The sequence below is a fragment of the Microbaculum marinum genome, assembly GCF_037855135.1.
Taxonomy (GTDB): Bacteria; Pseudomonadota; Alphaproteobacteria; order Rhizobiales; family Tepidamorphaceae; genus Microbaculum; species Microbaculum marinum.
Genome location: NZ_JAZHOF010000013.1, coordinates 1 through 25516 on the forward strand (window position 1 = coordinate 1; position 25516 = coordinate 25516).

Annotated in this window: 24 protein-coding genes; 10 read left to right on the forward strand and 14 right to left on the reverse strand. The window is 66.8% G+C overall.

The features are described 5' to 3' along the window. Positions 1–165 precede the first annotated feature (165 nt). On the forward strand, positions 166–1077 hold the full coding sequence (locus V3328_RS24205; RefSeq protein ID WP_340332308.1) for a DMT family transporter: 912 nt from the start codon (positions 166–168) through the stop codon (positions 1075–1077). A gap of 7 nt (positions 1078–1084) precedes the next feature. Then, positions 1085–1633: a sugar O-acetyltransferase gene (locus V3328_RS24210; protein WP_340332309.1), complete on the forward strand. Its 549-nt coding sequence runs from the start codon at positions 1085–1087 to the stop codon at positions 1631–1633. Positions 1634–1907: 274 nt separating this feature from the next. Here the strand turns inward: V3328_RS24210 and V3328_RS24215 are convergent, their stop codons facing one another. The 5 genes from V3328_RS24215 to V3328_RS24235 all read right to left on the reverse strand — a co-directional run bounded on the left by V3328_RS24215 (position 1908) and on the right by V3328_RS24235 (position 7233). Further along, a complete protein-coding gene (locus V3328_RS24215; protein WP_340332310.1) occupies positions 1908–2477 on the reverse strand; it encodes an isochorismatase family protein in 570 nt (189 codons plus the stop codon). Further along, positions 2474–3409 (reverse strand): ABC transporter permease, encoded by a 936-nt coding sequence (locus V3328_RS24220; RefSeq protein ID WP_340332311.1) that lies wholly within the window; start codon positions 3407–3409, stop codon positions 2474–2476. Before V3328_RS24220 ends, V3328_RS24215 begins: the two co-directional genes overlap by 4 nt. Next, on the reverse strand, positions 3406–4542 hold the full coding sequence (locus V3328_RS24225) for an ABC transporter permease (protein WP_340332312.1): 1137 nt from the start codon (positions 4540–4542) through the stop codon (positions 3406–3408). The genes V3328_RS24220 and V3328_RS24225 overlap by 4 nt, the downstream gene beginning before the upstream one ends. Positions 4543–4552: 10 nt before the next feature. After that, a complete protein-coding gene (locus V3328_RS24230) occupies positions 4553–6049 on the reverse strand; it encodes an ABC transporter ATP-binding protein (protein ID WP_340332313.1) in 1497 nt (498 codons plus the stop codon). A 92-nt stretch (positions 6050–6141) separates the two neighbouring features. After that, the gene (locus V3328_RS24235; protein WP_340332314.1) at positions 6142–7233 is read right to left on the reverse strand and encodes a BMP family ABC transporter substrate-binding protein; all 1092 of its coding nucleotides are present in this window, start codon (positions 7231–7233) and stop codon (positions 6142–6144) included. Between the two features lie 269 nt (positions 7234–7502). Between V3328_RS24235 and V3328_RS24240 the strand changes: the two genes are divergently transcribed. Continuing rightward, a complete protein-coding gene (locus V3328_RS24240; RefSeq protein ID WP_340332315.1) occupies positions 7503–8279 on the forward strand; it encodes an IclR family transcriptional regulator in 777 nt (258 codons plus the stop codon). A gap of 29 nt (positions 8280–8308) precedes the next feature. On the opposite strand, the gene V3328_RS24245 is transcribed toward V3328_RS24240, so the two are convergent. Then, the gene (locus tag V3328_RS24245) at positions 8309–9112 is read right to left on the reverse strand and encodes a creatininase family protein (RefSeq protein ID WP_340332316.1); all 804 of its coding nucleotides are present in this window, start codon (positions 9110–9112) and stop codon (positions 8309–8311) included. Positions 9113–9224: 112 nt separating this feature from the next. Between V3328_RS24245 and V3328_RS24250 the strand changes: the two genes are divergently transcribed. The 3 genes from V3328_RS24250 (at position 9225) to V3328_RS24260 (ending at position 11783) form a co-directional block, all read left to right on the forward strand. Continuing rightward, positions 9225–9857: an SRPBCC family protein gene (locus V3328_RS24250; RefSeq protein WP_340332317.1), complete on the forward strand. Its 633-nt coding sequence runs from the start codon at positions 9225–9227 to the stop codon at positions 9855–9857. A gap of 114 nt (positions 9858–9971) precedes the next feature. Continuing rightward, positions 9972–10799: a bifunctional allantoicase/(S)-ureidoglycine aminohydrolase gene (locus V3328_RS24255; protein WP_340332318.1), complete on the forward strand. Its 828-nt coding sequence runs from the start codon at positions 9972–9974 to the stop codon at positions 10797–10799. Positions 10800–10826: 27 nt separating this feature from the next. Next, a complete protein-coding gene (locus V3328_RS24260) occupies positions 10827–11783 on the forward strand; it encodes a DMT family transporter (protein ID WP_340332319.1) in 957 nt (318 codons plus the stop codon). A gap of 33 nt (positions 11784–11816) precedes the next feature. Here the strand turns inward: V3328_RS24260 and V3328_RS24265 are convergent, their stop codons facing one another. Together V3328_RS24265 and V3328_RS24270 are read right to left on the reverse strand one after the other, a co-directional pair. Further along, positions 11817–12917: a DSD1 family PLP-dependent enzyme gene (locus V3328_RS24265; protein WP_340332455.1), complete on the reverse strand. Its 1101-nt coding sequence runs from the start codon at positions 12915–12917 to the stop codon at positions 11817–11819. A gap of 55 nt (positions 12918–12972) precedes the next feature. Beyond that, positions 12973–13473 carry an ureidoglycolate lyase gene (locus V3328_RS24270; protein WP_340332320.1) on the reverse strand — a complete coding sequence of 167 codons (501 nt, stop codon included), beginning with the start codon at positions 13471–13473 and terminating at the stop codon, positions 12973–12975. A gap of 187 nt (positions 13474–13660) precedes the next feature. On the opposite strand from V3328_RS24270, the gene V3328_RS24275 reads away from it, so the two are divergent. Both V3328_RS24275 and lexA read left to right on the forward strand, forming a co-directional pair. Continuing rightward, positions 13661–14746: an endonuclease/exonuclease/phosphatase family protein gene (locus V3328_RS24275; RefSeq protein ID WP_340332321.1), complete on the forward strand. Its 1086-nt coding sequence runs from the start codon at positions 13661–13663 to the stop codon at positions 14744–14746. A 244-nt stretch (positions 14747–14990) separates the two neighbouring features. Next, on the forward strand, positions 14991–15710 hold the full coding sequence (gene lexA, locus V3328_RS24280) for a transcriptional repressor LexA (protein ID WP_340332322.1): 720 nt from the start codon (positions 14991–14993) through the stop codon (positions 15708–15710). Positions 15711–15730: 20 nt separating this feature from the next. Here the strand turns inward: lexA and V3328_RS24285 are convergent, their stop codons facing one another. Continuing rightward, entirely contained in the window at positions 15731–17908 is a 2178-nt protein-coding gene (locus tag V3328_RS24285; RefSeq protein WP_340332323.1) for a ComEC/Rec2 family competence protein, read from the reverse strand. Between the two features lie 156 nt (positions 17909–18064). Here V3328_RS24285 and gltX point away from each other — a divergent pair, with 156 nt between their 5' ends. Continuing rightward, positions 18065–19504 (forward strand): glutamate--tRNA ligase, encoded by a 1440-nt coding sequence (gene gltX, locus V3328_RS24290; protein WP_340332324.1) that lies wholly within the window; start codon positions 18065–18067, stop codon positions 19502–19504. A gap of 190 nt (positions 19505–19694) precedes the next feature. Then, positions 19695–21017: a citrate synthase gene (gltA, locus tag V3328_RS24295; protein WP_340332325.1), complete on the forward strand. Its 1323-nt coding sequence runs from the start codon at positions 19695–19697 to the stop codon at positions 21015–21017. Between the two features lie 34 nt (positions 21018–21051). Here the strand turns inward: gltA and lpxB are convergent, their stop codons facing one another. From lpxB to lpxD, 5 genes are read right to left on the reverse strand one after another with little or no spacing between them, the layout of a single operon-like run. Continuing rightward, the gene (gene lpxB / locus V3328_RS24300; RefSeq protein WP_340332326.1) at positions 21052–22224 is read right to left on the reverse strand and encodes a lipid-A-disaccharide synthase; all 1173 of its coding nucleotides are present in this window, start codon (positions 22222–22224) and stop codon (positions 21052–21054) included. Further along, entirely contained in the window at positions 22221–23129 is a 909-nt protein-coding gene (locus tag V3328_RS24305) for an LpxI family protein (protein ID WP_340332327.1), read from the reverse strand. Before V3328_RS24305 ends, lpxB begins: the two co-directional genes overlap by 4 nt. A 4-nt stretch (positions 23130–23133) precedes the next feature. Beyond that, positions 23134–23934: an acyl-ACP--UDP-N-acetylglucosamine O-acyltransferase gene (lpxA, locus tag V3328_RS24310; RefSeq protein ID WP_340332328.1), complete on the reverse strand. Its 801-nt coding sequence runs from the start codon at positions 23932–23934 to the stop codon at positions 23134–23136. 10 nt (positions 23935–23944) lie between these two features. Beyond that, entirely contained in the window at positions 23945–24418 is a 474-nt protein-coding gene (gene fabZ, locus V3328_RS24315) for a 3-hydroxyacyl-ACP dehydratase FabZ (RefSeq protein ID WP_378759457.1), read from the reverse strand. Beyond that, a complete protein-coding gene (gene lpxD / locus V3328_RS24320; RefSeq protein ID WP_340332330.1) occupies positions 24393–25481 on the reverse strand; it encodes a UDP-3-O-(3-hydroxymyristoyl)glucosamine N-acyltransferase in 1089 nt (362 codons plus the stop codon). The genes fabZ and lpxD overlap by 26 nt, the downstream gene beginning before the upstream one ends. Positions 25482–25516: the final 35 nt, after the last annotated feature.

Consider the following 25516-nt stretch of genomic DNA (forward strand, 5'->3'; position numbering starts at 1 on the left):
TACGCCCGCCGCATGGCGAAGCGCCTGCCCACATCACGGACTACGTCCCGGCCCCCGCGCCGGGACCCAGCGCAAAGACCCGGCGAAGCCGCCGCAATCCTTCTGCCGGCGGCGCCCCGCCGCCGAATCGAGACTCCGGCCCCGACATCGGCCACTATTGCGCCGATGACCGAGACGACCGATTCCCCGCATCCGGGCTATTGGACCGAGACCCGGCGCGCCCACGCCGCGATGCTGCTGTTCGCCACGCTGATCTCGTCCTCCTTCACCGTCGGCGGGCTGATCGCCAAGTCCATCGATCCCGTCGCGTTGACCTTCTGGCGGTTCGTGCTGGCCGTCGCGATCTTCCTGGCGATCGTGCTTGCCACGGAAAAATTCAGGCTGCCGACGCCGGGCCAGCTCGGCCGCTTCGCCTTCATCGGCCTGCTCCTGTGCATCTACTTCGTGCTGATGTTCGAGGCGCTGCGCTGGACGGACCCGCTGTCGACCGGCGCGGTCTTCACGCTGATCCCGGCGATGACGGCGGTGTTCTCCCTGATCGTGCTCGGCCAGAAGACCTCCAGGCGCCAGGTCGTGGCGATGCTGATCGCCGGCGGCGGCGCCGTCTGGGTGCTGTTTCGCGCGGACTTCCAGGCGCTGATGCGGTTCAGCGTCGGCTACGGGGAGATCGTCTTCTTCGCCGGCTGCATCGCCTATGCCGCCTATCCGGTCTTCGTGCGGCGCCTGCATACCGGCGAGAGCACCGCGGCGCTGACGCTGTGGTCGCTGGCGACCGGCGCGGTGCTGCTGGCCGTCTATGGCTGGCGCGCCATCCTCGGCACCGACTGGGCGAACCTGTCGGCGGGCGTCTATCTCGGCATCCTGCATCTGGCCGTGGTCTCCACGGCGATCAGCTTCTTCCTGATCAAGTACGCGAGCCTGCGCCTGCCCGGCGCCAAGGTGATGGCCTACACCTTCCTGATACCCGCCCTCGTCGCCGTGCTGGAGGGCCTGATCGGCCATGGCTGGCCGGGCCCCAACGTCATCGCCGGCGTCGTCGTCACCGCGCTGGCGCTTGCCGTGATCGAGACGGGGTGACGGCGCCATGAGCCGGACGGAAAAGCAGAAGATGCTGGCGGGCGAGCTCTACGACGCCGGCGATCCCGAGTTGCAGGCCGACCAGTCCGCCTGCCGCGCCTGGCTGGTGCGCTACAACGCAACGCTCGGCGAGCCACCCGCCGTGCGCCGCGTGCTGCTGCGCGAGCGGCTCGCGGCGGTCGGCTCCGGCGCCACCGTCCGGCCGCCGTTCCACTGCGACTACGGCTACAACATCCGCCTCGGCGACGGCGTCTTCCTCAACTTCAACTGCGTGATCCTCGACGTTGTCGAGGTTGCGATCGGTGACCGGACGCAGATCGGTCCCGGCGTCCAGATCCTCGCCGCCGACCATCCTCGGGACGAGGACACCCGACGGACGATGCTCGAGTTCGGTCGCCCGGTCCGCATCGGCGCCGACGTCTGGATCGGCGGCGGCGCCCTGATCCTGCCGGGCATCACCATCGGCGACGGCGCCCTCATCGGCGCCGGCAGCGTCGTGACCCGCGATGTCCCGGCGGGCGCCCGCGCCTACGGAAATCCGGCGCGGGTGCGTTGAAGCGGACATCGGTCCGCTGCCGCGTGATCGTGTTGCAAGGTCCCCGCGCCCCGGCGCCGAGGCATACGAAACGTCTGCCCCCTCACCCGGCGCTCCGCGCCGACCTCTCCCCGTGGGAGAGGTGGTGCCTGCCGCCAACGCTGCGAAAACCGCCGCCCGCGTCGACCACTCCGCAGCCGCCGCCACGCACGCCAACCTCTCCCACGGGGAGAGGTCGACCGCATCGCGGTCGGGTGAGGGGCTCCGCCCCCTCGTACGTCCCATGCCCGCCCCGCTACTTGATCAGCGCGTGCAGCGCCCGGAAGTCGTCGGTGCCGCCGCGCGCGGCCCATTCGAAGACGACCATCTCGCTGGTCACCGGCGTCACGCCGGACACGGCGAGGCGGCGGAAGCCCGCCTCCCGGTCGGGCGCCTTGCGCGACCCCGAGGCGTCCTCGACGACCGCCGTCTGGTAGCCGAGCCCGACGAGGCCGAGCGCGGTCTGCAGGACGCAGACATGGGCCTCGGTTCCGCAGACGATCGCCTGCGGCCGGCCGAGATCGGCCATCAGCGTCGTGAAGCCCGGCTCGTCGCAGGCATTGAAGTGCTCCTTGCGGAACACCTGCCTGCCGGGACCCTGCGTGGTCACGGCGGCAACGGTCGGGCCGATCTTTTCGGGAAAGTGCTCGGTGAAGACGACCGGGATTGCGAGGATCTCGGCAGCCTTCACGAGGATGCCCGCCCGGGCGACCACGGCCTCGTGGTCCTCGATCGCCGGCACCAGCCTGTCCTGCAGGTCGACGACGACCAGGACGCTCGATGCCGCCTGCAGCGTTGCCGCGCGCCGTTCGCCCTCCTCCGTCATCGCCTGTCCTCCCGCACGAACGGCATGCCGAGCGCCCGCGGCGCGCCGAGGTCGCGCTTGTTGACCGCCGCCCAGACCAGCACCACCAGGGTGGCGATGTAGGGCGTCATCAGCACGTAGTATTGCGGCAGCACGGCGCCGCTGGCCAGCACCCGCGGGATCAGCGCCTCGATGCCGCCGAAGATCAGCGCGCCGAGCAGCGCCCGCCACGGATGCCAGCCCGCGAAGATCACCAGGGCGATCGCGATCCAGCCGCGGCCGTTGGTCATCTCGTCGACCCAGATCTTGGCCGAGGCGAGCACCAGGTAGCCGCCGGCCAGGCCGACGATGCCGCCGCCGACAACGACGGCGGCGAAGCGGATGCCCAGCACGTCGATGCCCATCGAGTCGACGGCGTGCGGGTTGTGGCCGACCGAGCGCAGCTTCAGCCCGAGATTGGTGCGGAACAGCACCCAGGTGACGGCGACCAGCAGGACGACGGTCAGGTAGACCCAGGGGTCCTGCCGGAACAGCACCGGCCCGACCACCGGGATGTCGGAGAGGACGGGGACGTGCAGCTTCGAGAAGCCGGCGAGTGCGGTGTCGGTCCAGCCTCCGAGCGTTCCGAGCAGGCTGGTCAGGCCGATCGCGAAGAACACGATCGCCAGCCCCGAGACGACCTGGTTGGCGCGCATCACCACGACCAGCACGGCGAACAGGACCGACAGGGCGGCGCCCGCGAGGAAGGCGCCGAGCATGCCGAGCCAGGGGTTGCTGCCCAGCTCCTGGTAGAAGGCGGCCGCCGCCAGCGCGCCGGCCAGCATCAGGCCCTCGGCGCTGAGATTCAGCACCCCCGCCCGCTCCGAGATGATCAGCCCGAGCGCGGCCAGCAGCAGCGGCGCCGCGGCGACCGGCATCGAGGCGAGCCAGTTGACCAGGAATTCGAGCGTCACTGGCGCCTCCAGATGATGCGGTAGCGCACGAACAGTTCGGAGGCCGTGACGCACATGACGACGATCGCCTGCAGCAGGTCGATGACGCCGGCGGGCAGGTTGTAGAAGACCTGGATCGACTGGCCGCCGACATAGAGCCCACCGAGCAGGAAGGCGACGACGACGGCGGCGACGGGATTGTTGCGCGCCAGGAAGGCGATGACGATGCCCGAGAACAGGTAGCCGCCGGCGAACCCGGCCGTCAGCCGGTACTCCTGGCCGGCGACGACCACGAAGCCGGCAAGCCCCGACAGCGCGCCCGACAGCAGCACCGTTCCGGCCACCACCGCGGTGACCGGCAGCCCGACCGCCTTCGACATCCGCGCGTTCGAGCCGACGAAGGTCATGAACATGCCGAAGCGGGACCGGTCGATCAGCCACCAGACGACCACCGCCGCGGCCAGAGCGACATAGATCCCCGTGCCGACGTCGCCGAATCCGATCCGCGACAGCCGCTCGATCCCCGCGTCGAACTGCGCACTGTGCGGGAACCGGTCGGCGGCCTGCCAGGCGCCGTAGATGCGGTCCTGCAGGAGCTGGAAGGCGACGTAGTTGAGCAGGAGCGTCGAGATGATCTCGTTGACGTTGAGCTTCAGTTTCAGGACCAGCGGCACCAGCGTCCACAGCGCCCCGCCGGCCAGCGCCCCGGCCAGCATCAGCCAGAGCCTGATCTCCGGCGGGCCGTAGTCGTTGAGCGCGACGAACGCCGCGCCCATGCCGCCGAGGATCAGCTGCCCTTCCAGGCCGATGTTCCAGAACTGCACCCGAAACGCCAGCGCCGCGCTCAGCCCGACCAGGATCAGCGGCGTGCACTCGACGAGGACGTTGGACAGTCCCTTGGCGTTGAAGAAGGTGTAGAGGACGAACTCCTCGTAGATCCCCTTCGGCCCGACCCCCGACGCCCACAGCACGAGCACCGAGATCAGCAGGCCGACGCCGAGGCTCGTCGCCAGGTAGAGGCCGTGCTTCCAGGCCGGCAGCCGCTGGCGCACCTCGAGCGTGATCCGGCCGACCCCGTGACGCACCGACGGCACGCTCCCGGCAGTCTCCTGGCGCACCGACGGCACTCCGTCGGCAGTGTGATGACGCGTCATCTCTCCGCTCTCAGGCATGGCCGACCATCAGCGCGCCGACCTCGTGACGATCGGCCGGCGCATCGAACTCGCCGACGATGCGGCCGCGGTTGATGACGCCGATGCGGTCGGAAATCTTGAAGATCTCATCGAGATCCTCGCTGATCAGCACGATCGCCGCCCCCCGGTCGCGGGCCTCCATCAGGATCCTGTGCACGGCCGCGCAAGCGCGCACGTCAAGGCCCCGCGTCGGGGAATGGACGACCAGCAGCCGCGCGTCCTCGCGCAATTCCCTTGCGAGAACAAGCTTCTGCGCGTTTCCGCCCGACAGCAGCCCCGCCCGTGTGGTCGGGGCTGCGCCGGCGATCTCGAACTGCGAGATGGCCGTCTGCGTCGTCGCCGCGATGCGTCCCTGCCTGGTCCACAGGGGTCCGCCGAACTCGCCGCGGTCGACGCCGGCGATCGCATAGTTGCTGGCGACGCTCATGTCCTCCGCCAGCCCGTAGGCCATGCGCTCGGCGGGAACGAAGGCGACCCCGCGCCGCCTGAGCGTCCGCGTATCGGCGGCCGTGACGTTATCGCCTTCCATGAGAATCGTACCGGATTCCAGGGACTTGAGACCGATGAGGGCGGCGGCGAGCTCTGTCTGTCCGTTGCCGCCAACCCCCGCCACGCCGTAGATCTCGCCACCCCTGACCTGCATCGACAGGCCGTTGAGAGCGCCGGCGCCGTCGGCCCGGCCCAGCGTCGCGTCCTGCACCTCGAGGACGACGCCGTGCTCCGTCGCCGGCCTGTGCTTGATCTCGGCGAGCGCCGAGCCGACCATCATCTTCGTCAGGTCCGCCGGCGTCGCCTCCTTCGAGGCGATGGTCTCGATCTTCCTGCCGCCGCGCATGACGGTGACGACATCGGTGTAGGCGGGCACCTCGTGCAGCTTGTGGGTCACCAGGATCACGGCGTTGCCCTGTCCGGCGAGCACCCGCATGGTCGACAGAAGCGCCTGAGCCTCCTCGTCGGTCAGCACGGCGGTGGGTTCGTCCAGTATGATCAGCCTGGCCCCGCCCAGCAGCACCTTGATGATCTCGGCGCGCTGCTGCTCGGCGACCGACAGGCTGTCGACGGGGGCATCGGGATCGAGCGCGAAGCCAAGCTTTCCGGACTGTTCGACGATCTGCCGTTTCGTCTCGGCGAGCCCGCGGCCATAGCCGCCCTTCGGATTGGCCAGCAGTACGTTCTCGGCGACCGTGAACGGAAAGACCAGCTTGAAGTGCTGGTGGACCATGCCGATGCCGAGGCTCTTGGCGTGCCGGGGGTCGTTGTCGGTCAGTTCGGTGTCGCCGAAGAAGACGCGGCCCTCGTCCTGCGCATAGAGGCCTGCGGCGATGTTCATCAGGGTGGACTTGCCGGCCCCGTTCTCGCCGAGCAGCGCATGAACCTTGCCCCACTCGATATCGAGCGACACGTCTGCGAGCGCCGGACGCCCGTCGAATGACTTGGAAATGTCGCGCAGCGACAGGGCCGTGCCCATCGACCTCCCCCGATACGCCCGCAACCGAACGCGAATTGGCCGTCTGGATGAATGGACGGGGCGAGACTGTCTCTCGCCCCGTCAGTCTTGCATTAATTCAGGGAGCCGACGACACCCTTCACCAGATAGTCCATCTGCCACATCTGGCCATCGTCGGGATGCTCTCCGGCGGCGACCACCTCGTTGCCGTCCTGGTCGACCACCGGACCCTCGAAGACGTGCTTGCCGTCGATGATCTCCTGACGGGCCGCCATCACCTTTTCCTTGACGTCGGCCGGCAGATCGTCTGCGAGCGCGATGTCGGTGCCGCCGTCCTTGATCGACAGGAAGGCGCCGTAGGGCTGCATCTCGAGGCCGTCCGTGGAAGCCGCCTGCAGCGCCGGCGTCAGGAACTTGTCCCAGACCCAGACCGAGGAGCACTCGACGGAATCGGCTGCGAACTCGGTCATGTCGCGATGGTGCCCTGTGGCCATGATGCCCTTCTCCTGCGCCACGACGGGAACGGCCGGCGTGTCGACATGAATGCCGATCACATCGACGCCCTGCTCGATCAGCGCAAGTGCGGCTTCACGCTCCTTGACCGGATCGTACCAGGCTCCCGTGAAGACCACGTTGACGGTCGCGTCCGGGTTCATGCGCTGGGCACCGAGCGCATAGGCGTTCACGGTCCAGGTGACGAGCGGCAGAGGGTTGGCGGCGACGAAGCCAAGCTTGCCGCTCTTGCTCATCGCGCCTGCGACCATGCCGCAGAGATACTGGCTCTCGTAGGTGCGCCCGTAATAGGACATCAGGTTCGGGCCGTTGGTGATGCCGGCAGGATTGAGGAACAGCACGTCGGGATGCTTCTCGGCGAGTTCCTTGAACGTGTCGGAATATCCGAAGGCGGACCCGAGGATCACGTTGTAGCCGCGGTCGATGTAGCGCTCGACGGCCGGACGGATCTGGGTCGCCACCTCCTCGACCTTCTCGGTGTAGGGGATCTCGATGCCGAGATTGTCCTGCGTCTTCACGCGGGCCTCGTCGAGAGCCTGCACCCAGCCGCCGTCGTTCTTGACGTTGAAGTATACAAAGGCCGGCTTCATCTCGCCGTCCAGCTTGAAGGTATCCGCGCTTGCCGCGCCGCAAGTCGCCACGGCCAAAGCCGCCGTCAGCAACCCGCCCCGCAAAAATCGTGATACAGCCATCTTCGTTCTCCCTCGATCGATAGCCCAGTCCGAGAGAACACTCCGCAACCTGCTCCACCCTGCAGCGTATCCTCTATATGGATATATCATCCATTTTTTGAAATTCGCGTCCAGTGGGTAATCGCAAATGATCACCCTATGGATACCGCCTTGTTGCGGGTTCCATGCCTGTGCATTATGCAACAGCGAATTGTTTGAGCAGGAATCGGCGGCCGGGCGGGAAAACCCGCCCGCTGCCGCTGCGGCAGGAAAAGCGCAGCGAGGTTGCGATGGCGCTGAAGGGCATCACACGGGCGCTGGACGTTCTCGCCCATATCGCGGTCAATCCGGGCCGTGCCTCGGACATCGCCGACCGAATGGGCGTGGCCTGGGCAACCATGCATCGTACTCTCAGCCAGTTGGAGAAGGGCGGCTTCCTGCGCCGCGAGCCGGATACGAACCGCTACGTCATCGGCCAGAAGATGTGGATGATCGGCAGCGCCTATATGGCGAACCATCCTACCTTCAACAAAGCCCTGCCCTACCTGTCCGATGCGGTGATCCGCAGCCAGGCGATCGTGCAGTTCGTGGAGCGGGTCGACTATTCCGCGATCGCCCTGTTCACCCAGTCCGCGACGCACGAACTGCTGCCGATGACGACGCTCGGCTATGCCATTCCCTTGCACGCGGGCTCGAAAGGCCAGGTGCTGCTGGCCTTCGCGGAGCCGGAATTTATCGAGGACTACCTGTCCCGGCCGCTTGCCAAGCTGACGCCGAAGACGATTACGGATCCCAACGCGCTGCGCGACCGCCTGGCCGAGATCCGCGGGATCGGCTACTCGGAGACCGAGGCGGACGTGCAGGTATTCACGCGTTCGGTTGCCGCGCCCGTGTTCGACCGGACAGGTGCCGCGGTCGCCGCCGTGTCGTTCATCGAGATGCGGTCCGACACGGCGGCGGCGAGCCGCAAGCCGAAGCAGGTCGAACTGGTCTGCCACATCGCAAACTCCATCTCGACCGCTCTGGACTGGCGGCCGGGAAGCCGCTGGGCGACTGCAGGGGCCTGATACCCACAGGGCGCGAATGCCGCGCCGTCTTACTTCCGCCCCGCGTCGCCGCCTTCCTTGCGCTCGGTATAGGAGCCCTGCAGGTTCTGCATCATGTCGACCAGGGCGTCGACGGTGACCCTCAGGAATTCCTTGCCCGATTCGGCGCTGGCGACATGCGGATTGCCGAAGATCGAGGCGTGGTTGGTGTTCGGGTCCGGCCGCCGCCCATAGGTGCGCACCGGCTCCATCGGGGCGATCAGATCCCAGCCGACGAGCGGCGCGTAGACGCCCTCGAGCCGGTCCATGTGGACGAGTTCCGGCCGCGTCGCGAGCTGGAACGAGGTCTCGTACTCTCCGGCGTGGCCCATCCCGCCGACTTCCGACTTGCGAAGCGCGTGCGCGGCGGCAGCGCCCGGCTCCCAATAGCTGACGGCCGTTACCCTGAACTCGTAGGGACCGTCGAAATCATCGACGAGGCGGCGGGCGACCTGATCGTTGGCGGTGCCGTTGGGCCGATTGCCGTTCAGGATCAGAAGCTGCTTGAAGCCCTGCTTGATCAGCGCCGCACCGATCTCGTAGACGAGCTGCTGGTAGGTGGGGATCGAGAGCGAAATCGTGCCCGGGAAGTGCTCGAATGTCTTCGAGACCGCGTAGGCGACCGGCGGCGCGACGACCGCGTCGATGCGCTTGGCAAGTTCGATTGCCATCCACTCGGCCTGATGGGTATCGGTGTCACAGGGCATGTGCGGGCCATGCGATTCCGTGGCGCCGGTCGGGACGATGACCAGCTTTTCCGCCTCGATCGCCGCCCGTACGTCGTCATACGTCATGTGGCCGATACGAACTTCCATTTCGTCCTCCCCGAATTCCCGGCGCCCGCTTGCCATATCCGCATACTGGATACAATATGCCGAGGGAGGATACAATTCCGTCCCCACCGTTCCAGAAGGAATCTGCGTCCGCATGCAGGAGATTGCCGAAAGCTTCACCGTCCCCCAGTCCGCCGACCGCGTCTGGACCACCTTCCAGGACGTCCCGAAGGTGGTGACCTGCATGCCCGGTCTCGACTATCTGGGCGAGCCCGAACCCGGCACGCACGCCGGCAAGGTGAAGATGAAACTCGGCCCCATCAATGCCAATTTCGAGGGCAAGGCGACCTTCACGCGGGTCGACCCCGATGGGCGAACCGCGGAGCTTGAGGCGAGCGGCGCCGACAAGAAGGCAGGCAGCCAGGCACGCGCGGATATCTCCTACCGGATCGAGGAGATGGGGGCCGATGAGGCCAGGGTCACGCTGGCGGGCACGATCAAGCTGACCGGCGCGCTGGCGAATCTCGGACGGTCATCGATCGTCAAGGACGTCGCGAAACACCTGACCGACCAGTTTGCAGCCAATCTGCGCGCGATGCTGGCCGAACAGGCGCGAGCGCCAATCGAGCCCGTCGCGACTTCCGGAAACGAAGTGATCGCCGCGGCCGCGGGCGAACCAGCGCCTCCCAGGCCCGCCCCGAAGGCCGCCGAGGCGATCAGCGGTTTTGCCCTCTTCAAGGCCATCGTTACGGGGTGGTTGCGGCGGCTCGGCGGGTCGAAGTCATAGTCCAGTTCCGGTCGCCATCCGGGATCGTGATGCAATCCGGCCGGCGAATGCGGATATCGGCTTTTCCGCCCCGCTCGTATAAGTGTGATCAGACGCTTGAGCCCAGAGGCAGCCGTGGCCGTTCCGACCTACGCGAAACCGATCGCCGGACACCCCCCGCAGACGCAACTGATGACCGACCGCGCGGTCTTCAAGGAAGCCTATGCGTTCATACCCAGGGGGGTGATGCGGGACATCGTCACGAGCCGTCTGCCGCACTGGCAGGACACCCGCGCCTGGATCATCGCGCGGCCGCTGTCGGGTTTCTCCGAGACGTTCTGCCAGTACATCATGGAGGTCGCCCCCGGCGGCGGCAGTGAAGCGCCCGAACCGGATCCCCGCGCCGAAGCGGTGCTGTTCGTCGTCGAGGGATCGCTGAACCTAACTGTTGCCGGCAGCTACCATTCCCTCAAGGCCGGGGGGTATGCCTATATTCCCGCCGGAGCCGTCTGGTCGGCAGCGAACCGCTCCGAGGCGACCGTCACCTTCCACTGGTTTCGCAAGGCGTACGAGGCGGTGGACGGCATCCCTGCGCCAGACCCATTCGTCACCAGCGAGACTGACGTCGCCCCCGTGGCGATGCCCGGGGCGGACGGCCGCTGGACGACCACGCGCTTCGTCGATCCCGACGACATGCGCCACGACATGCACGTCAATATCGTCAACATGCAGCCCGGCGGGCTGATCCCCTTCGCCGAGACCCATGTCATGGAGCACGGCCTCTATGTGCTCGAGGGACAGGCGGTCTATCGCCTCAACGAAGACTGGGTCGAGGTCCAGGCCGGCGATTTCATGTGGCTGAGGGCGTTCTGTCCGCAGGGATGCTACGCGGGCGGCCCCGGCCCCTTCCGCTATCTGCTTTACAAGGACGTCAACCGGCACCCGAAGCTCGACCGGTTCTGAGAGCATGGCACCGATAGCGGGCCCGCCATGACCACGACAGACACCGGCACCGTGAGACCGGAGCAGACCGGCCTGGGCATCATGCTGATCCTAGGATCGGTTCTGATCATGGCGTTCGCCGACGCTTTGGTGAAGCTTGTCAGCACCGATCTCACGGTCTGGCAGGTGTTCGTCGCACGATCGGTCGTGGCAATTCCGCTGCTGGCCGGGGTCTCGATAGTGACGGGCATGCGGCTGCGGCCCGGTTCGCTGATCTGGAGCCTCCTGAGAAGCGTCCTGCTCGTGCTGACATGGCTCGCCTTCTACGCCTCGCTTCCGGTGCTCAGCCTGTCGGTGGCTGCGGTTGCCGTCTACACGAACCCGATCATCACTGCGCTGCTGTCGGCGGCGCTGATCGGGGAACCGGTGACACGCCGTCAATGGGGCGGAGTCGTGCTCGGCTTCCTGGGAGTCGTCACAATTCTCAAACCCGGAACGGACGCCTTCTCCTGGTACACGATCCTGCCGTTGCTGGCTGCGGGGTTCTATTCATCGGCCATGGTCCTGACCCGGAGCCGGTGCCAGCGGGAAGCGCCGCTCAGCCTTGCCCTGACATTGCACGTATCGTTCCTGGCGATCGGCGTGGCGGTCACAGGCGCGCTGGCATTCGCAGCGCTTGCTCCCGATACGAAGGAAGCCTTTCCGTTCCTGTTTGGCGATTGGGCCCCGATGGGCGGACGGGACTGGGGCCTGATGGCCCTGCTCGGCGTGTTGTCGGCGGTCTATTTCATGGGCGTGGCGCGTGCCTATCAGGTGGCCGCACCGTCGACCGTCGCGACGTTCGACTACGCATACCTGGTCTCGGCGGCGCTGTGGGGATTCGTGTTCTTCGCCGAACGGCCCGGCCTCACGACGGTGTGCGGAATGGTCCTGATCACCGCCGCCGGCCTGCTGGTGGCTGCGCCGTCGAGAAAGGCGCCGGCAGAGGAAGCGGGGATGGTCTGAAGCGCTGACTTGGCGGATTTCGGAATCGGGCCGCTAGTATGCCTTCCCCCGTGCCGTGATCGGCCAGACAGCCTCGACCTTGCCGCCGCGCACGCCGACATACCAGTCGTGGACGTTGCAGGTCGGATCGCAATGGCCGGGAACCAGTCGGAGCTTGTCGTTGATCTTCAGAGCCCCGCCCGGATCGCGTATCTGGCCGTGCTCGTCCGCGCCGGCGACATACTCGACGTCGTTGCGGCCGAACACCACCGGCAGGCCCGAATCGACGGACTGCGCCTTCAGCCCGGCGTCGCAGACGGCCTCGTCCGGCTTCACATGGCTCATCACCGAGGTCAGGATGAACAGCGCGTTCTCGAAGTCGCGGATCGGCGCGCCGGTCTCGTCGCGAATGCGCTGGTAGTCGGCGTCCATGAACGCATAGGAGCCGCATTGCAGCTCGGTGTAGACGCCGGAGCGTCCCTCCAGGGCGAAAGTGCCGGTGCCTGCGCCGGTGACATGCGGGCAATCGATCCCCGCCGCTTCCAGCAGGTCCAGGGTTTCGCGCACCTTTAGGACGGCCGCGTCGATCCTCGACTTGCGGTCCCGATAGTCGCGAACGTGCTGCGCGCCGCCATGGTAGGCCTGGAGGCCCGCAAAGTTCAGGTTCGGCGCCTCCCGTACCGCTTTCGCCAGTTCGACGGCCGGCCGCCCGGGGGCGACGCCGCAGCGGCCTGCCCCGCAATCGATCTCGACCATGACATCCAGCCAGGTGCCGTGGCGCATCGCGGCCTCAGAAAGTTCGGCGACGTTGGCGAGGTCGTCCACGCAGACGCCAACGCGCGCGCCCCGGCCCGGCAGCCGCGCCAGCCGGTCGATCTTGGCCGGGTCGCGGATCTGGTTCGACACCAGGACATCGGGGATGCCGGCCCGCACGAAGGCCTCCGCCTCGCTGACCTTCTGGCAGCAGATGCCGCAGGCACCCGCCGAAATCTGCAGCCGCGCGATATCGGCCGACTTGTGCATCTTGCCGTGGATCCTGAGACGCACGCCCATCTCGTCGGCAAGGGCCTGCATGCGGGCGATGTTCCGGTCCAGCGCATCGAGATCGACGAGCAGGCACGGAGTCTGGATCTCGGCCTCGTCCATGCCCGGCATCGCCGGAACGTCGAACCCTACTTCCAGGTCGTCTGGGGCGGATACCTGCAAAACACTACTCCCCCGGCGCCCGGACGAGGACCGGCTCGTCGAACGTGAACACCTCGAGATTGTCGCCCTCGCCGTCCCGGTCGACGATGAGGAAATCGGATGTCTCGCCGAGCGGGGTCAGCACGCCGTGCCAGACGTTGCGGTCGTAGTTGACCCCTTGCCCCGGTGACGTAAGGAATGCGCGGGGCCGCACCGGACGTCCGTCTTCGTCCTCGCAGACCACGACCAGAAACCGGTTCCGCGACAGCGGATGGAACGCCTGACTGCCGAACGGATGGCGCTCCACCATCTCCACCAGGAGCGGCAGGGTGCTCGGCTCGCCGGTGACGAGACTGACGATGACGCGCCCGCCCGGCCCGGTTGCCTCGACATTGGCGAGATCGTGAAACCGGCGGCAAGTTCCGTCGTTGATCGCAAAGTTGCGCGCGCCGTCCTTCTGAAGCACCTGTCCGAACGGGGCGAAGGCTTCCGGGGTCAGGGGTTGCGGCTGTAGCGAATGCGGCACCGGGAGAATCCTAAATCTCTGATCGCATCTGGAACCGAGAGGCGGCCATGTCTGTCACGAAACTAAAATCATACGCCGAGACTATGCCCAAACCGAATTTTCAGAATGGCTTGCGGCTCGATCCCCGCCGCGGGACAATGGATCCGATCGCCGACCAGGACTTTCCCGACAGACCGGACACGGAACAATGGCGACGTGGCTGATCGCGATACTGACCGCACTGCTCGCGGCGGCGACTCTGGCGCCGGTATCCCGGATCCCGCATGGTTTCGTGCGAGTTTGCGACTTTCCCAAGCTGCAGATCATCGCACTCACGATTGCTGCGGCGGTCGCCACCCTGGTGTTCCTGCCGTGGGGCACCACCGTCATCGTGCTGGTCGCGGTCCAGGTCCTGATCATACTGGTCCAATCCGTTGCCTGCGTGCGGTTCACGCCCCTGTGGCGGGTTCAGTCGCTCCGTTTCGACGGCACCGCCGACAACCCGGCGGTCGTCCGCATCCTGGTCTCGAACGTGAAGATGTCGAACCGGGACCATGGCCGGCTGATCGAGGTGGTGCGGCGCGAGGCTCCCGATTTCGCGGCTTTCCTAGAGTGCGACGGGCCATGGCAGACGGCGCTGTCCGAACTGAAGGACATCCTGCCACACGCGCTCGAACATCCGCTCGACAACTCCTACGGCATGATCATCCTGTCGCGCATTCCTTTTCGCTCAGCCGAGTTCCGGTTCGTCTTTTCCGACGAGGTTCCGTCGGCAAGGATTGTCGCCGAAACCGGGGCCGGAGATCCGTTTGCGCTCTACGTGGTGCATCCCGAACCGCCGGTTCCCTATGCCGACACGATCGGACGCGATGGCGAACTGATCCTCCTCGCCCGGGATGCCAAGGCCGAGTCGCTACCGACCATCGTAACCGGCGACATGAACGACGTGGCCTGGTCGCCGACCACGCGTCGATTCCAGCGCCTGAGCGGACTGCTCGACCCACGGGTCGGCCGCGGCTTCTACAACAGCTTCGACGCCCGATACCCCCTGCTGAGATGGCCGCTCGACCACCTTTTTCACGATCCGCGATTTCGCCTTGTGCGGCTGGAGCGGCTCCCCAACATCGGGTCCGACCATTTCCCGATGCTGTTCGAACTCGCGCTGACAAGTCGCAACGGCGCCGATGAAACTCCGCAGGCCGCGGATTCGGAGGATCTGGAGGAAGCACGAGAGGTTACCCAGGCCGCGGACAATCTGGACCGTGAACCAATCGGATCGGATTGGGAAAAATAGGCCACCGGATCCCGCTACGGATCAGACGCCTCCTTCAGTGCGCGGCGATGCCGATGTGCTTTCCATTCCCCGGCGCAGCGAAAAGTCGCTCAGTCGCAAAACAACCGGCGGCGGCATTGCGTTAATCCGGAATTAACCATTGTCGAACACAACAAGAACATGTATCTATGTTCTTGATTTGTACACGATCTGGATTCGGCGCTGAGGTCTTCGGCGGCAGCGGGATCGGCGACGGGAGCGCGCAATGCTGACACGCAAGCAGTACGAACTGCTTATGTTTATCCACGAACGCCTCAAGGAATCCGGCGTTCCTCCTTCGTTCGACGAAATGAAGGAGGCCCTGGACCTGCGCTCCAAGTCGGGAATCCACCGGCTGATCACCGCCCTAGAAGAACGAGGCTTCATCCGGCGCCTGCCGCACCGTGCGCGCGCCATGGAAATCGTCCGCCTGCCCGATTCGGTCGCGCCCGGCCTGGCGGTGCGCAGCCGTGGCTTCGCGCCCAGCGTCATCGAGGGCAGTCTCGGGAAGTCGCCCCCGCCCGAATCTCGCTCCGAGCCTGAGCCGGTCGCGGATCACGGCGAATCCGTATCCGTGCCGGTGATGGGCAGGATTGCGGCCGGCACGCCCATTTCGGCCATCCAGAACCACACGCACTCGATTCCGATCCCGGTGGACATGCTGTCGCGCGGCGAGCACTTCGCGCTGGAAGTCAGGGGCGATTCGATGGTCGAGGCGGGCATTCTCGACGGCGATACCGTGCTGATCCGCAAGACCGACACGGCAGACACCGGCGATATCGTCGTAGCCCTGGTCGACGACGAAGAAGCGACCCTGAAGCGGCTCCGCCGCAAGGGCGATTCGATCGCGCTCGAAGCGGCGAACCCGGCCTACGAGACCCGCATTTTCGGCCCCGACCGGGTCGATATCCAAGGCCGGCTCGTGGGTTTGATACGGCGGTATTGAGCCGCCACCGCGGTTGACCGTCAGTCCGACGGCTCGTCCGGGGACACACTCCGTCGGGTCCACGGGCGGTCGCCGGCCAGTTCGGTTGCCGAGGTGAGTTTAAGTCCGTGTGGCGTTGCGCGCACAGACACCGCACCGAGCCGTGCCACATCCAACGGGCCGAAGACCAGCGCGTCGCTCCGGCACCACTCGGGCGGCACCAGTTCGCTGACGACGACGTCGGCCCAGGCGCAGTCTTCTGCAAATGCCATCGGTTCCTCGACGACGGCCACGCGCAGTCGCGGCGAGGCGGCGATACAACCCGCCTCATCGCAGGAGGCGGTTGCGGCCGCTTGCGCGGTCTCGGGCTGGCCGACCCGCCGCAGCCAGGTTTCGGCCACGTACTGGGACCGGGCCCGCGGCACGAATACCAGTCCCCCGTCGTCCATCCTTACCGCCGCCATGCCGGCATCGCGCGAAACGAAAAGGTCCGGGATCGGCATCAGCCACGGTGTGGCCATGCCGACGATGATCAGGGGCACACCCAGATAGCGCCAGCTGGTGCGCCACAGGCTGAGCCACAGCCCGCCGGCGGCGACTGCGGCCAGTCCCAGCACCGGCATCGCCGGCACCATCCGTATGGCACCGTCCCAGCCCGAAACGTGATGGGCGACCGCGAGTACCCCCTCTATGCCAAGTCCCATCGCCCCCAGAGCAGGCGCCTCGAGGCCGAACGGCATCAGCACCACCGCCAGCAGACCGGCTGGCATTACCACGAGACTGACAAGCGGCATGGCGACGACGTTGGCGATGAGCCCGTATACCGCCACCCGGTTGAAGTGGAACGCGGCGAACGGTCCGGTCGCGAGGCCCGCAATCAGCGACGTGAAGACAAGGCCGATCAGCGCGCGCCGGAGAAACAACAGGAGCGGCTTTGCCGCCCTGTCCGGCGCGCGTGCCGCGGCCATCTGGACCGCCTCGTAGGCCGCGACCAGGGCGATCGTGGCCGCAAACGACATCTGGAAGCTCGCGGAAACAAGCGCCTCCGGCGTCAGCGCGAGTACCATCCAGGCAGCGACAGCGACGTTCCTGAGCGTGATCGCCGGACGATCGAACAGGATCGCGACCAGCATGATCGCGGCCATCACGAAGGCGCGCTGGGTTGCTATCGAGCCGCCCGACAGGAGGAGATATCCGGCACCTCCGGCGAGCGCGACGATTGCCGCCCACTTCTTGATCGGCCGGGTAAGGGCCAGGGCCGGCGAAAGTGCGAGCGCTGCACGCACCGTCCAGAACAGCGTGCCGACGACGAGCATCATGTGCAGGCCGGAGATCGCCAGGATATGGGCGAGGCCGGACATCCTGAGCGCCTCCTGGTCTGCTTCGGGTATGGCGCCGCGCTGGCCGGTCACGAGCGCAGCCGCGACCGCGCCCGGCGAGCCCGGCAAGGTTCCGACGATCCGCACGGCAATGCCGAGCCGCAACCGTTCGACCCGATCAAGAAAGTTTTCGATCAATCCCGGCGGATCGGAAGGACGCGGAACGGGGGCGCTGACGATGAAGCCCACGCCGCCGATCCCGTCGAAGTACGCCTGACGCGCATAGTCGAAGGCCCCCGGCGCGGCGGCGTCCGGGGGCGGCATGATCACCGCGTCGAAGGAAACCACGGTGCCCGGCTGCGGAATCGCCCAGTTGCCGCGCGACCAGAGCGACAGCAACCGCGGCGGCGGCAGGTTCGCGCCCAACTCGGCCGGCGCCACCAGCAGCCGTGCCGCTCCGCCTTCGCGGCTGTCGACGCTGACGATCCGGCCGGTCACTGCCACCGGACCGATCCTTTCCATGATGACAGGGCCTGCCACGAGACGTGCCCTCACGGTGCCGTCGGCCAGCCCAAGCGCAGCCAGCAATGCGCCAAGGACGATTGCGCCGGTTGGTCGGGCAAACCCCGTGTGCCGGACGGCAAGGCCCGCGACGACGCACAGCAAGATGACCGCGACCAGCGAGGGTTCGCGCGGCAGAGCGAAGTAGACGGCGATTCCGGAGCCGAATGCGACCGGCGTCCACAGGAACAGGCGGTCGCGTTCCCCGTCCATCCGCTCGGCGGCCGACAGCGGGCGGACGAAGCCGACCGGGCGCATGCCGACCTGCACCGGAAGATTGCCGCTTCGCGCGGCGATCACCGGCAACAGCCTCCTGCCCGTGGACGTCTCGTCGCTCATTCGCCCCAGGGCCGCGTCGCGCCGACGCCCCGCAGCCCTCCCAGCGCCGGTGGATCCGGCCTCCCAAGCCCCGCTTCAACAACGGCCGGCGCCCATGCTACACAGCGCCACCCGACCAACAGTCTAGCTCTCACAGGAAAGCCGCCGCCAGTCGTCATGTCGAACCCCACCGAGATCGTCACCCGCTTCGCCCCCTCGCCGACCGGATTCCTGCATATCGGCGGGGCACGGACAGCACTGTTCAACTGGCTGTATGCGCGCGGCCGCGGCGGCCGCATGCTGCTGCGCATCGAGGACACCGACCGGGCGCGCTCGACCGAGGAGGCGATCGCGGCGATCCTCGACGGGCTCGCATGGCTTGGCCTCGACTGGGACGGCGATCCGGTCTCGCAGCACGCCCGCGCCGAGCGGCATCGCGAAGCCGTCGAGCAACTGCTCGCCGCAGGCAAGGCCTACCGCTGCTACGCGAGCCCCGAGGAACTGGCCGAGATGCGCGAGACGGCGCGCAAGGAGGGCCGCCCGCCTCGCTATGACGGGCGCTGGCGCGACCGCGATCCGTCCGAGGCCCCGCAGGGCGTTAACCCGGCGATCCGGCTGAAGGCGCCGCAGGAGGGCGAGACGGTGATCGAGGATCACGTGCAGGGCCGGGTCACCTGGCAGAATGCCGATCTCGACGACCTGATCCTGCTGCGTTCGGACGGCAATCCCACATACATGCTCGCCGTCGTCGTCGACGACCACGACATGGGGGTCACGCACGTCGTACGGGGCGACGATCACCTGACCAACGCCGCGCGCCAGACGCACATCTACCAGGCGCTCGGCTGGAACGTGCCGGAATGGGCGCATATCCCCCTTATCCACGGCCCCGACGGGGCGAAACTGTCGAAACGGCACGGCGCCCTCGGGGTCGAGGCCTATCGCGCGATGGGGTATCTGCCTGCCGCCATGCGCAACTACCTCGTACGGCTCGGCTGGAGCCATGGCGACCACGAGGTCATGTCCACGGAGCAGATGCTCGAATGGTTCGATCTCGACGCGATCGGCAGGTCGGCGGCCCGCTTCGATTTCGCCAAGCTGGAGAACCTGAACGGCATCTACATGCGGCAGATGCCCGACGACGACCTGCTGGTGGAGTTCCGCCGAAGCCTGCCGTACCTGGAAGGCGGACCGGCATTCGAGGAGAAGCTCGACGCCACCAATTCGGCACGTCTCGCAGGCGCGATACCGGGCTTGAAGGAGCGCGCGAAGAATCTTACCGAACTTCTTGCCAACTCGCAGTTTCTCGTTGACGAACGGCCGCTTTCTTTGGACGACAAGGCGGCCAGGATCCTGGATGACGCGGGCCGCGTCACCCTGGCCGGGTTGCTGCCGCTCCTCACCGGTGCAGCGGCCTGGGACGCGGAGACGCTGGAAGGCATCGTGCGCGAGTTTGCCGAGGAGACCGGGCGCAAGCTCGGACAGGTGGCCCAGCCGCTGCGCGCCGCGCTGACCGGGCGCGGCACATCGCCGGGCATCTTCGACGTGCTGGTCGTGCTCGGCCGGGATGAGAGCCTCGGCAGAATCGGCGACCAGACCGGCGTTCCGACGGATTGACGGGAAGCCCCGGCGCTACATCTATGCGACAGGGCACCCATCCGGGTGCTTGCCGAGGGCGGTCAAATCGGCTACCCAACCGTAACATATTCCAACCGAACGGCAGACCCTCGACCGCCGGCAACGCAACTTGGCCGGGCCGCGTCTTCAGGCCTGCAATATCCGACCTCAGGACAGGAGAAGCCTGCCCATGAACGACGAAAACGCTCCCGCCACCACCCAAGAGGGCGAGGCCGCGACGTTGCAGCTTGGCGGCAAGGGTTACGATTTCCCGGTCCTTCCCGGGACGATCGGTCCCGATGTCGTGGACATCTCCAAGCTGTACGGGACCGCGCACACGTTCACCTACGACCCGGGCTTCACGTCGACCGCGAGCTGCGAGTCGAAGATCACCTATATCGACGGTGACGAAGGCGTCCTGCTCTATCGCGGCTACCCGATCGAGCAGCTTGCCGAGCACGGCGACTTCCTGGAGACCTGCTACCTGCTCTTGTATGGCGAGCTTCCGACGCAGACCCAGAAGGCCGATTTCGACCACCGTGTCACCAACCACACCATGCTGCACGAGCAGATGGCGCGGTTCTATTCCGGCTTCCGGCGCGATGCCCATCCGATGGCGGTCATGGTCGGCGTCGTCGGCGCATTGTCTGCCTTCTATCACGACTCCACCGACATCTCGGACCCCTACCAGCGCATGGTGGCGAGCGTCCGGATGATCGCGAAGATGCCGACGATCGCGGCGATGGCCTACAAGTACCACGTCGGCCAGCCGTTCATGTATCCGCGCAACGAGCTCGACTATGCGTCGAACTTCCTGCACATGTGCTTCGCCGTGCCCTGCGAGGAATACAAGGTCAATCCGGTGCTGGCCCGCGCCATGGACCGGATATTCATCCTGCACGCGGACCACGAGCAGAACGCCTCGACCTCGACGGTGCGGCTGGCCGGTTCGTCCGGTGCCAATCCGTTCGCCTGCATCGCAGCCGGCATCGCCTGCCTGTGGGGTCCCGCTCACGGCGGCGCCAACGAGGCGGCGCTCAACATGCTCGGCGAGATCGGCTCCGTCGACCGGATTCCCGAGTACATCGAGCGCGCCAAGGACAAGGACGATCCGTTCCGCCTGATGGGCTTCGGCCACCGGGTCTACAAGAACTACGACCCGCGCGCCAAGATCATGCAGAAGACCTGCCACGAGGTGCTGGCGGAAGTCGGCATCAAGGACGATCCGCTTCTGGACGTGGCCCTGGAACTCGAGCGCATCGCGCTGCAGGACGAGTACTTCGTCGAGAAGAAGCTCTATCCCAACATCGACTTCTACTCGGGCATCACCCTGAAGGCGCTCGGCTTCCCGACCTCGATGTTCACCGTGCTCTTCTCGGTGGCGCGCACGGTCGGCTGGATCGCCCAGTGGAAGGAGATGATCGAGGACCCGAAGCAGAAGATCGGCCGTCCCCGTCAGCTCTATACCGGCTCGACGCGGCGCGACTACATCCCGGTGTCGATGCGGAAGTAACCGGGCTCGGGGGCGCGCCCGTCGCGCCCCGCCCTCACCTGCTCGCCAGCAGATCCAGCACGGCAGCGGCCGCCCGCTCGCTCGGCGTATCGCCGCCGATCAGGGTGGCGGCCCGGACCTTGTCGATGGCGTCGAGCTGCGCCCGCCGCTCCGGCGTATCGTCGAACAGCGGATCCAGAGCGGCCGACAGGGTCGCTGCGTCGCAGCCGTCGTGGATGTACTCGGGGAAGGCGTTCTCGCCGATCACCAGGTTCGCCATCACCACCGAATGGATCCGCAGCAGCCACTTGAGGGCGTTGACCAGCGGATCCAGCCGATAGGCGACAACCATCGGCACCCCGGCCAGAGCGAGTTCCAGCGTCACCGTGCCGGAGGCCGCGAGTGCCACGCGGCCACGGGCGAACGCCGCCCATTTCTCTGCTTCGCCGGCGACGATGCGGGGCCTCACGGGCCAGTCCGCCACGTCCCGTTCGATCCGCTCGCGCAGATGTGCGACAGCGGGCAGCACGGGCTCGAACGAGCGCCCCTTGTTTGCCAGGGCGGCGAGCGTGTCGCGGTAGACCGGCAACAGCCGCTCGACCTCGGTGACACGGCTACCCGGCAGCACCAGCAGGACCGGCGGATCGGCGTCCGGCGCAGCCGCCCGGTCCGGCATCAGCGCGAGCCGCTCCACCACGGGATGGCCGACATAGATGCATTCGGGGCCCTGCAGGCGCACATGCGCGTCCGGCTCGAACGGAAACACCGCCAGCACACGGTCGACATAGCCGCGCATCTTGCGGGCGCGCCACGGCCGCCACGCCCACACAGTCGGCGACACGTAGTTGATCACGGGAAGATTCGGCAGGCGCTTTCGAACCCGCCGGGCGACGGGGTGGGTGAAATCGGGACTGTCGACGATGATCAGCGCGTCCGGATCGAACGCGACGACGTGATCGACCGCCTCGTGCCCGCGCCGGATCAGGCCGGGCAGCCGCCTCAGGATCGCGATCGGCCCCATCACGGCGATCTCGGAGAGCGGGAACGCGCTCTCCAGACCTTGCGCCTCCATCTCGGGGCCGCCCACCCCGCTGAAGACGATATCGCCGCCGGACAGTTCCCCGAGGGCCTGCATGAGACCCGCACCAAGGTGATCGCCCGACGATTCTCCCGCGATGATCGCGATGCGAAGCGGTCGCGAATTGCGATCCGCCTGTCGGTCCGTCATTCGGGTCTGCCTGTCCTGTCGCCCAGATCGACCCCGACAATGAACAGGCCGGCATCGTCGGCGGCGGCGCCGACCTCCTCGATGCGGGGAAGCAGCACCTTGCCCGCCTCGATCGCGATGCCTTCGAGCCCCGCAGCGGCGGCTCCGCGTACCGTGTCCAGCCCCACCACGGGCATGTCGAGCCGCAGTTCCTGGCCGGGCTTCATCGCCTTGACCAGCACGCCCGATGGCGGCGGGGCGGCGATCCGGCCATTGTCGCGAAGCTGAGCACAGCGGGCGATCATCGAGTCGGTGCCCTCCGCGGCCTCGACCGCGACGATCCGGCCGGCGAGCACGATCACGGCCTGGCCTATGTCGAGCGGTCCCATCCTGCCGATCGCGGACAGCCCGAGAGCAATGTCGGAACGGGCCTTCTTGCCGGGTCGAAGCCGGCCGATCGTGCCTTGCGGAGCCACGAGCCGCGGCACGACCTCGCGCGGTCCGACGATGCGGAACCCTTCGCTTTCGAAGATGTGGACGACGCCGTTCACGACCGCGTCGTCGCCGCCGACCTTGAGGCGCATGATGCTCGACAGCGCCCGAACCGTGCCCATGTTCCATTCGATCTCGGAGAAGCGCGGCCTGCGGAAGCTGCCGGCCATCAGGACGTCGCGGCAGCCGTGCTCCATCAGCACCGTCTTCAGGCGTCCGGCCGCACCGATCGGCAGCCGTGTCCGGGGATAGGCGCTCAGATCGCAGTCGGTTTCGCCATCGACCTCCACCGCGAAGATCGGCCTGCCCGTCCGCGCGACTTCGTCGGCGATGACCTTGGGGAGTTCGCCTGCGCCGGCGAGGATCGCCAGCGGGCCCGTGCCGGTCGTGGACCCCGTCGCCGGGTCGCTGCGATCGGCCGCGTCGGCCGGCACCGTCTCAGCTCCCGCGTCCGTTCCGGGGCGTGCACAGCGCCCGGTCGGAATCGGCACGGATGAAATCGATCACGTCGTTCACCAGCGCATCGTCGGGGAACATCGCGGCGACGTCCTCGACGCGCTCCATCAGCGTGCCCTCGTTGGAGAACAGCAGCCGATAGGCCTGGCGCAGCGTGTGGATGTTTTCCCGGTCGAAGCCCGCGCGCTTCAGGCCGACGATGTTCAGCCCGCCCAGGTAGGCGCGGTTGCCGAGCACCGAACCGAACGGAATGACGTCGTTCTCGACGCCGCTCAGGCCGCCGATGAACGCGTGATGGCCGATCCGCACCCATTGATGAACCGCCGCGAGCCCACCGAGAATGGCATTGTCATCGACCCGGCAGTGGCCGGCGATGGTGGCATTGTTGATGAACAGCACGTTGTTGCCGACGTGGCAGTCGTGGGCCACGTGAGAGCCGACCATGAAATAGCACTTGTCGCCGACCCGCGTTTCCATGCCGCCGAAGGAGGTGCCCGGGCTCATCGTCACCTGCTCGCGGATCACGCAATCGGCTCCGATGACCAGCGTGCTCGGCTCGCCGGCATATTTCAGGTGCTGCGGGGGCTGGCCTAGAGAGGCGAACGGATAGACCTTGGTGCGCGCGCCGATGCTGGTGTGCCCGGTCACGACGACATGAGCCATCAGTTCGACGGACTCGCCGAGTTCCACATCGTCCTCGACGATGCAGAAAGGCCCGATCTTGACCCCCTCGCCGATGGCGGCCCTGTCGCTGACGACGGCGGTCGGATGAATGTCTGGCATGGAAACGCTTTTACTTGTCGGCGATCATCGCACTCACTTCGGCCTCGGCCACGACCTTGCCGTCGACGCGGGCCTCCGCGGCATATTTCCAGATCGTCTTTCGGTTGCGGATCTTCTTGACGTGGTAATGAACGATGTCTCCGGGAACCACCGGGCGGCGGAACTTGCATTTGTCGATCGTCATGAAATAGACGATCTTCGGCGCGCCCTCGGCATGGCGCAGGATGCAGACCGCGCCCGCGGTCTGGGCCATTCCCTCAACCAGCAGCACCCCCGGCATTACAGGGCGTTCGGGAAAATGCCCCGCGAAATGCGGCTCGTTTATGGTGACGTTCTTGATGCCGATGCAGGATTCGTCGCCGAGTATATCGACGATGCGATCCACCATGAGAAACGGGTAGCGGTGGGGCAGCAGATCCAGGATCCGCTGGATATCCAACGTTTCGAGCGTCTGCGGCTCATTCGGACTCGCGCTCACGTCCATCCTCTTGCGTCCCCTTGTCCCGCTTCCGCGCCGCCATGTATTCCTGCGCCACTTTCTGGAGCGCTGCGGTTTCCTTCAACCATTCCCGTGCCGGTCTGGCGGGCACGCCGCCATATCGACCCTTCGGCGGCAGATCCTCGCGGACGGCGCTGAGAGTCGCGACCTGGGCATAGTCGCCGATCGTGACATGATTCATGATGCCGGCCTGGCCGCCGATCGCAACGAAATCGCCGAGGGTCGCGCTGCCCGCGATGGCAACCTGGGAAACGATCACGCAATGGCGGCCGACGACGACGTTATGGCCTATCTGGACCATGTTGTCGATCTTGGTGCCCTCGCCGATCGTCGTGTCCCTGAGAGCGCCGCGGTCGATCGTGGTGTTGGCGCCGATCTCGACGTCGTTCTGGATGATGACGCGGCCGATCTGCGGGATCTTGGCATGGCCGGAGGGGCCCATCGCGTAGCCGAAGCCGTCCTGGCCGATCCGCACGCCGGGATGCACGATCACCCGGTCCCCGAGCAGCGCGTGCAGCACCGACACTCCGGGGCCGATGGTGCAGTCGCGGCCGATCCGGACCCGCCGCCCGACGACCGCGCCAGCCTGGATGCGGGTGCCGCGGCCGATGTGGGCCTCCATGCCGACGATGGCGCCGGGTTCGACGAACACCCCGTCTTCCAGATGCGCACTCGGATGAACGCCGCTGCCGGCAGGCGCCTCGTCCCAAATCGCACCGGGGCGAGTCGCGTCGGGATAGAAGCGCCGGACGACCTCGTTGAACGCGCGGGCCGGTTCAGAGACGACCAGGGCGGCCGTTCCGGCGGGTACGCGGTCCAGATTGCGCTTGGCCACCAGACAGGCTCCGGCCCCGGTTGCGGCCAGGTCGCGCTGATACTTCGGATTGTCGAAGAAGGATATCTGCGAGGGCCCCGCCAGCGTCAGCGGAGCAACGTCCTCGATGGGCTGCTGCCGGTCAGTCCCGGCCGTCGCCGTCGCACCGATCCAGCCTGCAATCTCCTCGAGCGCGAACGGCCCCGCGCGGTCGAAAAATCGAACGTCGTCCATTGCGCGAAACTACACCAGCCTGTGTCGGGTTGAAA

What these genes read in the sequence shown, in the direction of transcription:
- V3328_RS24265 (WP_340332455.1), bottom strand. Translation starts at nt 12,917, where the DNA reads ATGCCGGGCATGGACGAGGCCGAGATCCAGACTCCGTGCCTGCTCGTC.
- gltA (WP_340332325.1), top strand. Translation starts at nt 19,695, where the DNA reads ATGAACGACGAAAACGCTCCCGCCACCACCCAAGAGGGCGAGGCCGCG.
- V3328_RS24235 (WP_340332314.1), bottom strand. Translation starts at nt 7,233, where the DNA reads ATGGCTGTATCACGATTTTTGCGGGGCGGGTTGCTGACGGCGGCTTTG.
- V3328_RS24225 (WP_340332312.1), bottom strand. Translation starts at nt 4,542, where the DNA reads ATGACGCGTCATCACACTGCCGACGGAGTGCCGTCGGTGCGCCAGGAG.
- lpxB (WP_340332326.1), bottom strand. Translation starts at nt 22,224, where the DNA reads ATGACGGACCGACAGGCGGATCGCAATTCGCGACCGCTTCGCATCGCG.
- V3328_RS24205 (WP_340332308.1), top strand. Translation starts at nt 166, where the DNA reads ATGACCGAGACGACCGATTCCCCGCATCCGGGCTATTGGACCGAGACC.
- lpxA (WP_340332328.1), bottom strand. Translation starts at nt 23,934, where the DNA reads ATGCCAGACATTCATCCGACCGCCGTCGTCAGCGACAGGGCCGCCATC.
- V3328_RS24215 (WP_340332310.1), bottom strand. Translation starts at nt 2,477, where the DNA reads ATGACGGAGGAGGGCGAACGGCGCGCGGCAACGCTGCAGGCGGCATCG.
- V3328_RS24260 (WP_340332319.1), top strand. Translation starts at nt 10,827, where the DNA reads ATGACCACGACAGACACCGGCACCGTGAGACCGGAGCAGACCGGCCTG.
- V3328_RS24285 (WP_340332323.1), bottom strand. Translation starts at nt 17,908, where the DNA reads ATGAGCGACGAGACGTCCACGGGCAGGAGGCTGTTGCCGGTGATCGCC.
- V3328_RS24250 (WP_340332317.1), top strand. Translation starts at nt 9,225, where the DNA reads ATGCAGGAGATTGCCGAAAGCTTCACCGTCCCCCAGTCCGCCGACCGC.
- V3328_RS24210 (WP_340332309.1), top strand. Translation starts at nt 1,085, where the DNA reads ATGAGCCGGACGGAAAAGCAGAAGATGCTGGCGGGCGAGCTCTACGAC.
- V3328_RS24240 (WP_340332315.1), top strand. Translation starts at nt 7,503, where the DNA reads ATGGCGCTGAAGGGCATCACACGGGCGCTGGACGTTCTCGCCCATATC.
- V3328_RS24230 (WP_340332313.1), bottom strand. Translation starts at nt 6,049, where the DNA reads ATGGGCACGGCCCTGTCGCTGCGCGACATTTCCAAGTCATTCGACGGG.
- V3328_RS24245 (WP_340332316.1), bottom strand. Translation starts at nt 9,112, where the DNA reads ATGGAAGTTCGTATCGGCCACATGACGTATGACGACGTACGGGCGGCG.
- lpxD (WP_340332330.1), bottom strand. Translation starts at nt 25,481, where the DNA reads ATGGACGACGTTCGATTTTTCGACCGCGCGGGGCCGTTCGCGCTCGAG.
- lexA (WP_340332322.1), top strand. Translation starts at nt 14,991, where the DNA reads ATGCTGACACGCAAGCAGTACGAACTGCTTATGTTTATCCACGAACGC.
- gltX (WP_340332324.1), top strand. Translation starts at nt 18,065, where the DNA reads ATGTCGAACCCCACCGAGATCGTCACCCGCTTCGCCCCCTCGCCGACC.
- fabZ (WP_378759457.1), bottom strand. Translation starts at nt 24,418, where the DNA reads ATGGACGTGAGCGCGAGTCCGAATGAGCCGCAGACGCTCGAAACGTTG.
- V3328_RS24275 (WP_340332321.1), top strand. Translation starts at nt 13,661, where the DNA reads ATGGCGACGTGGCTGATCGCGATACTGACCGCACTGCTCGCGGCGGCG.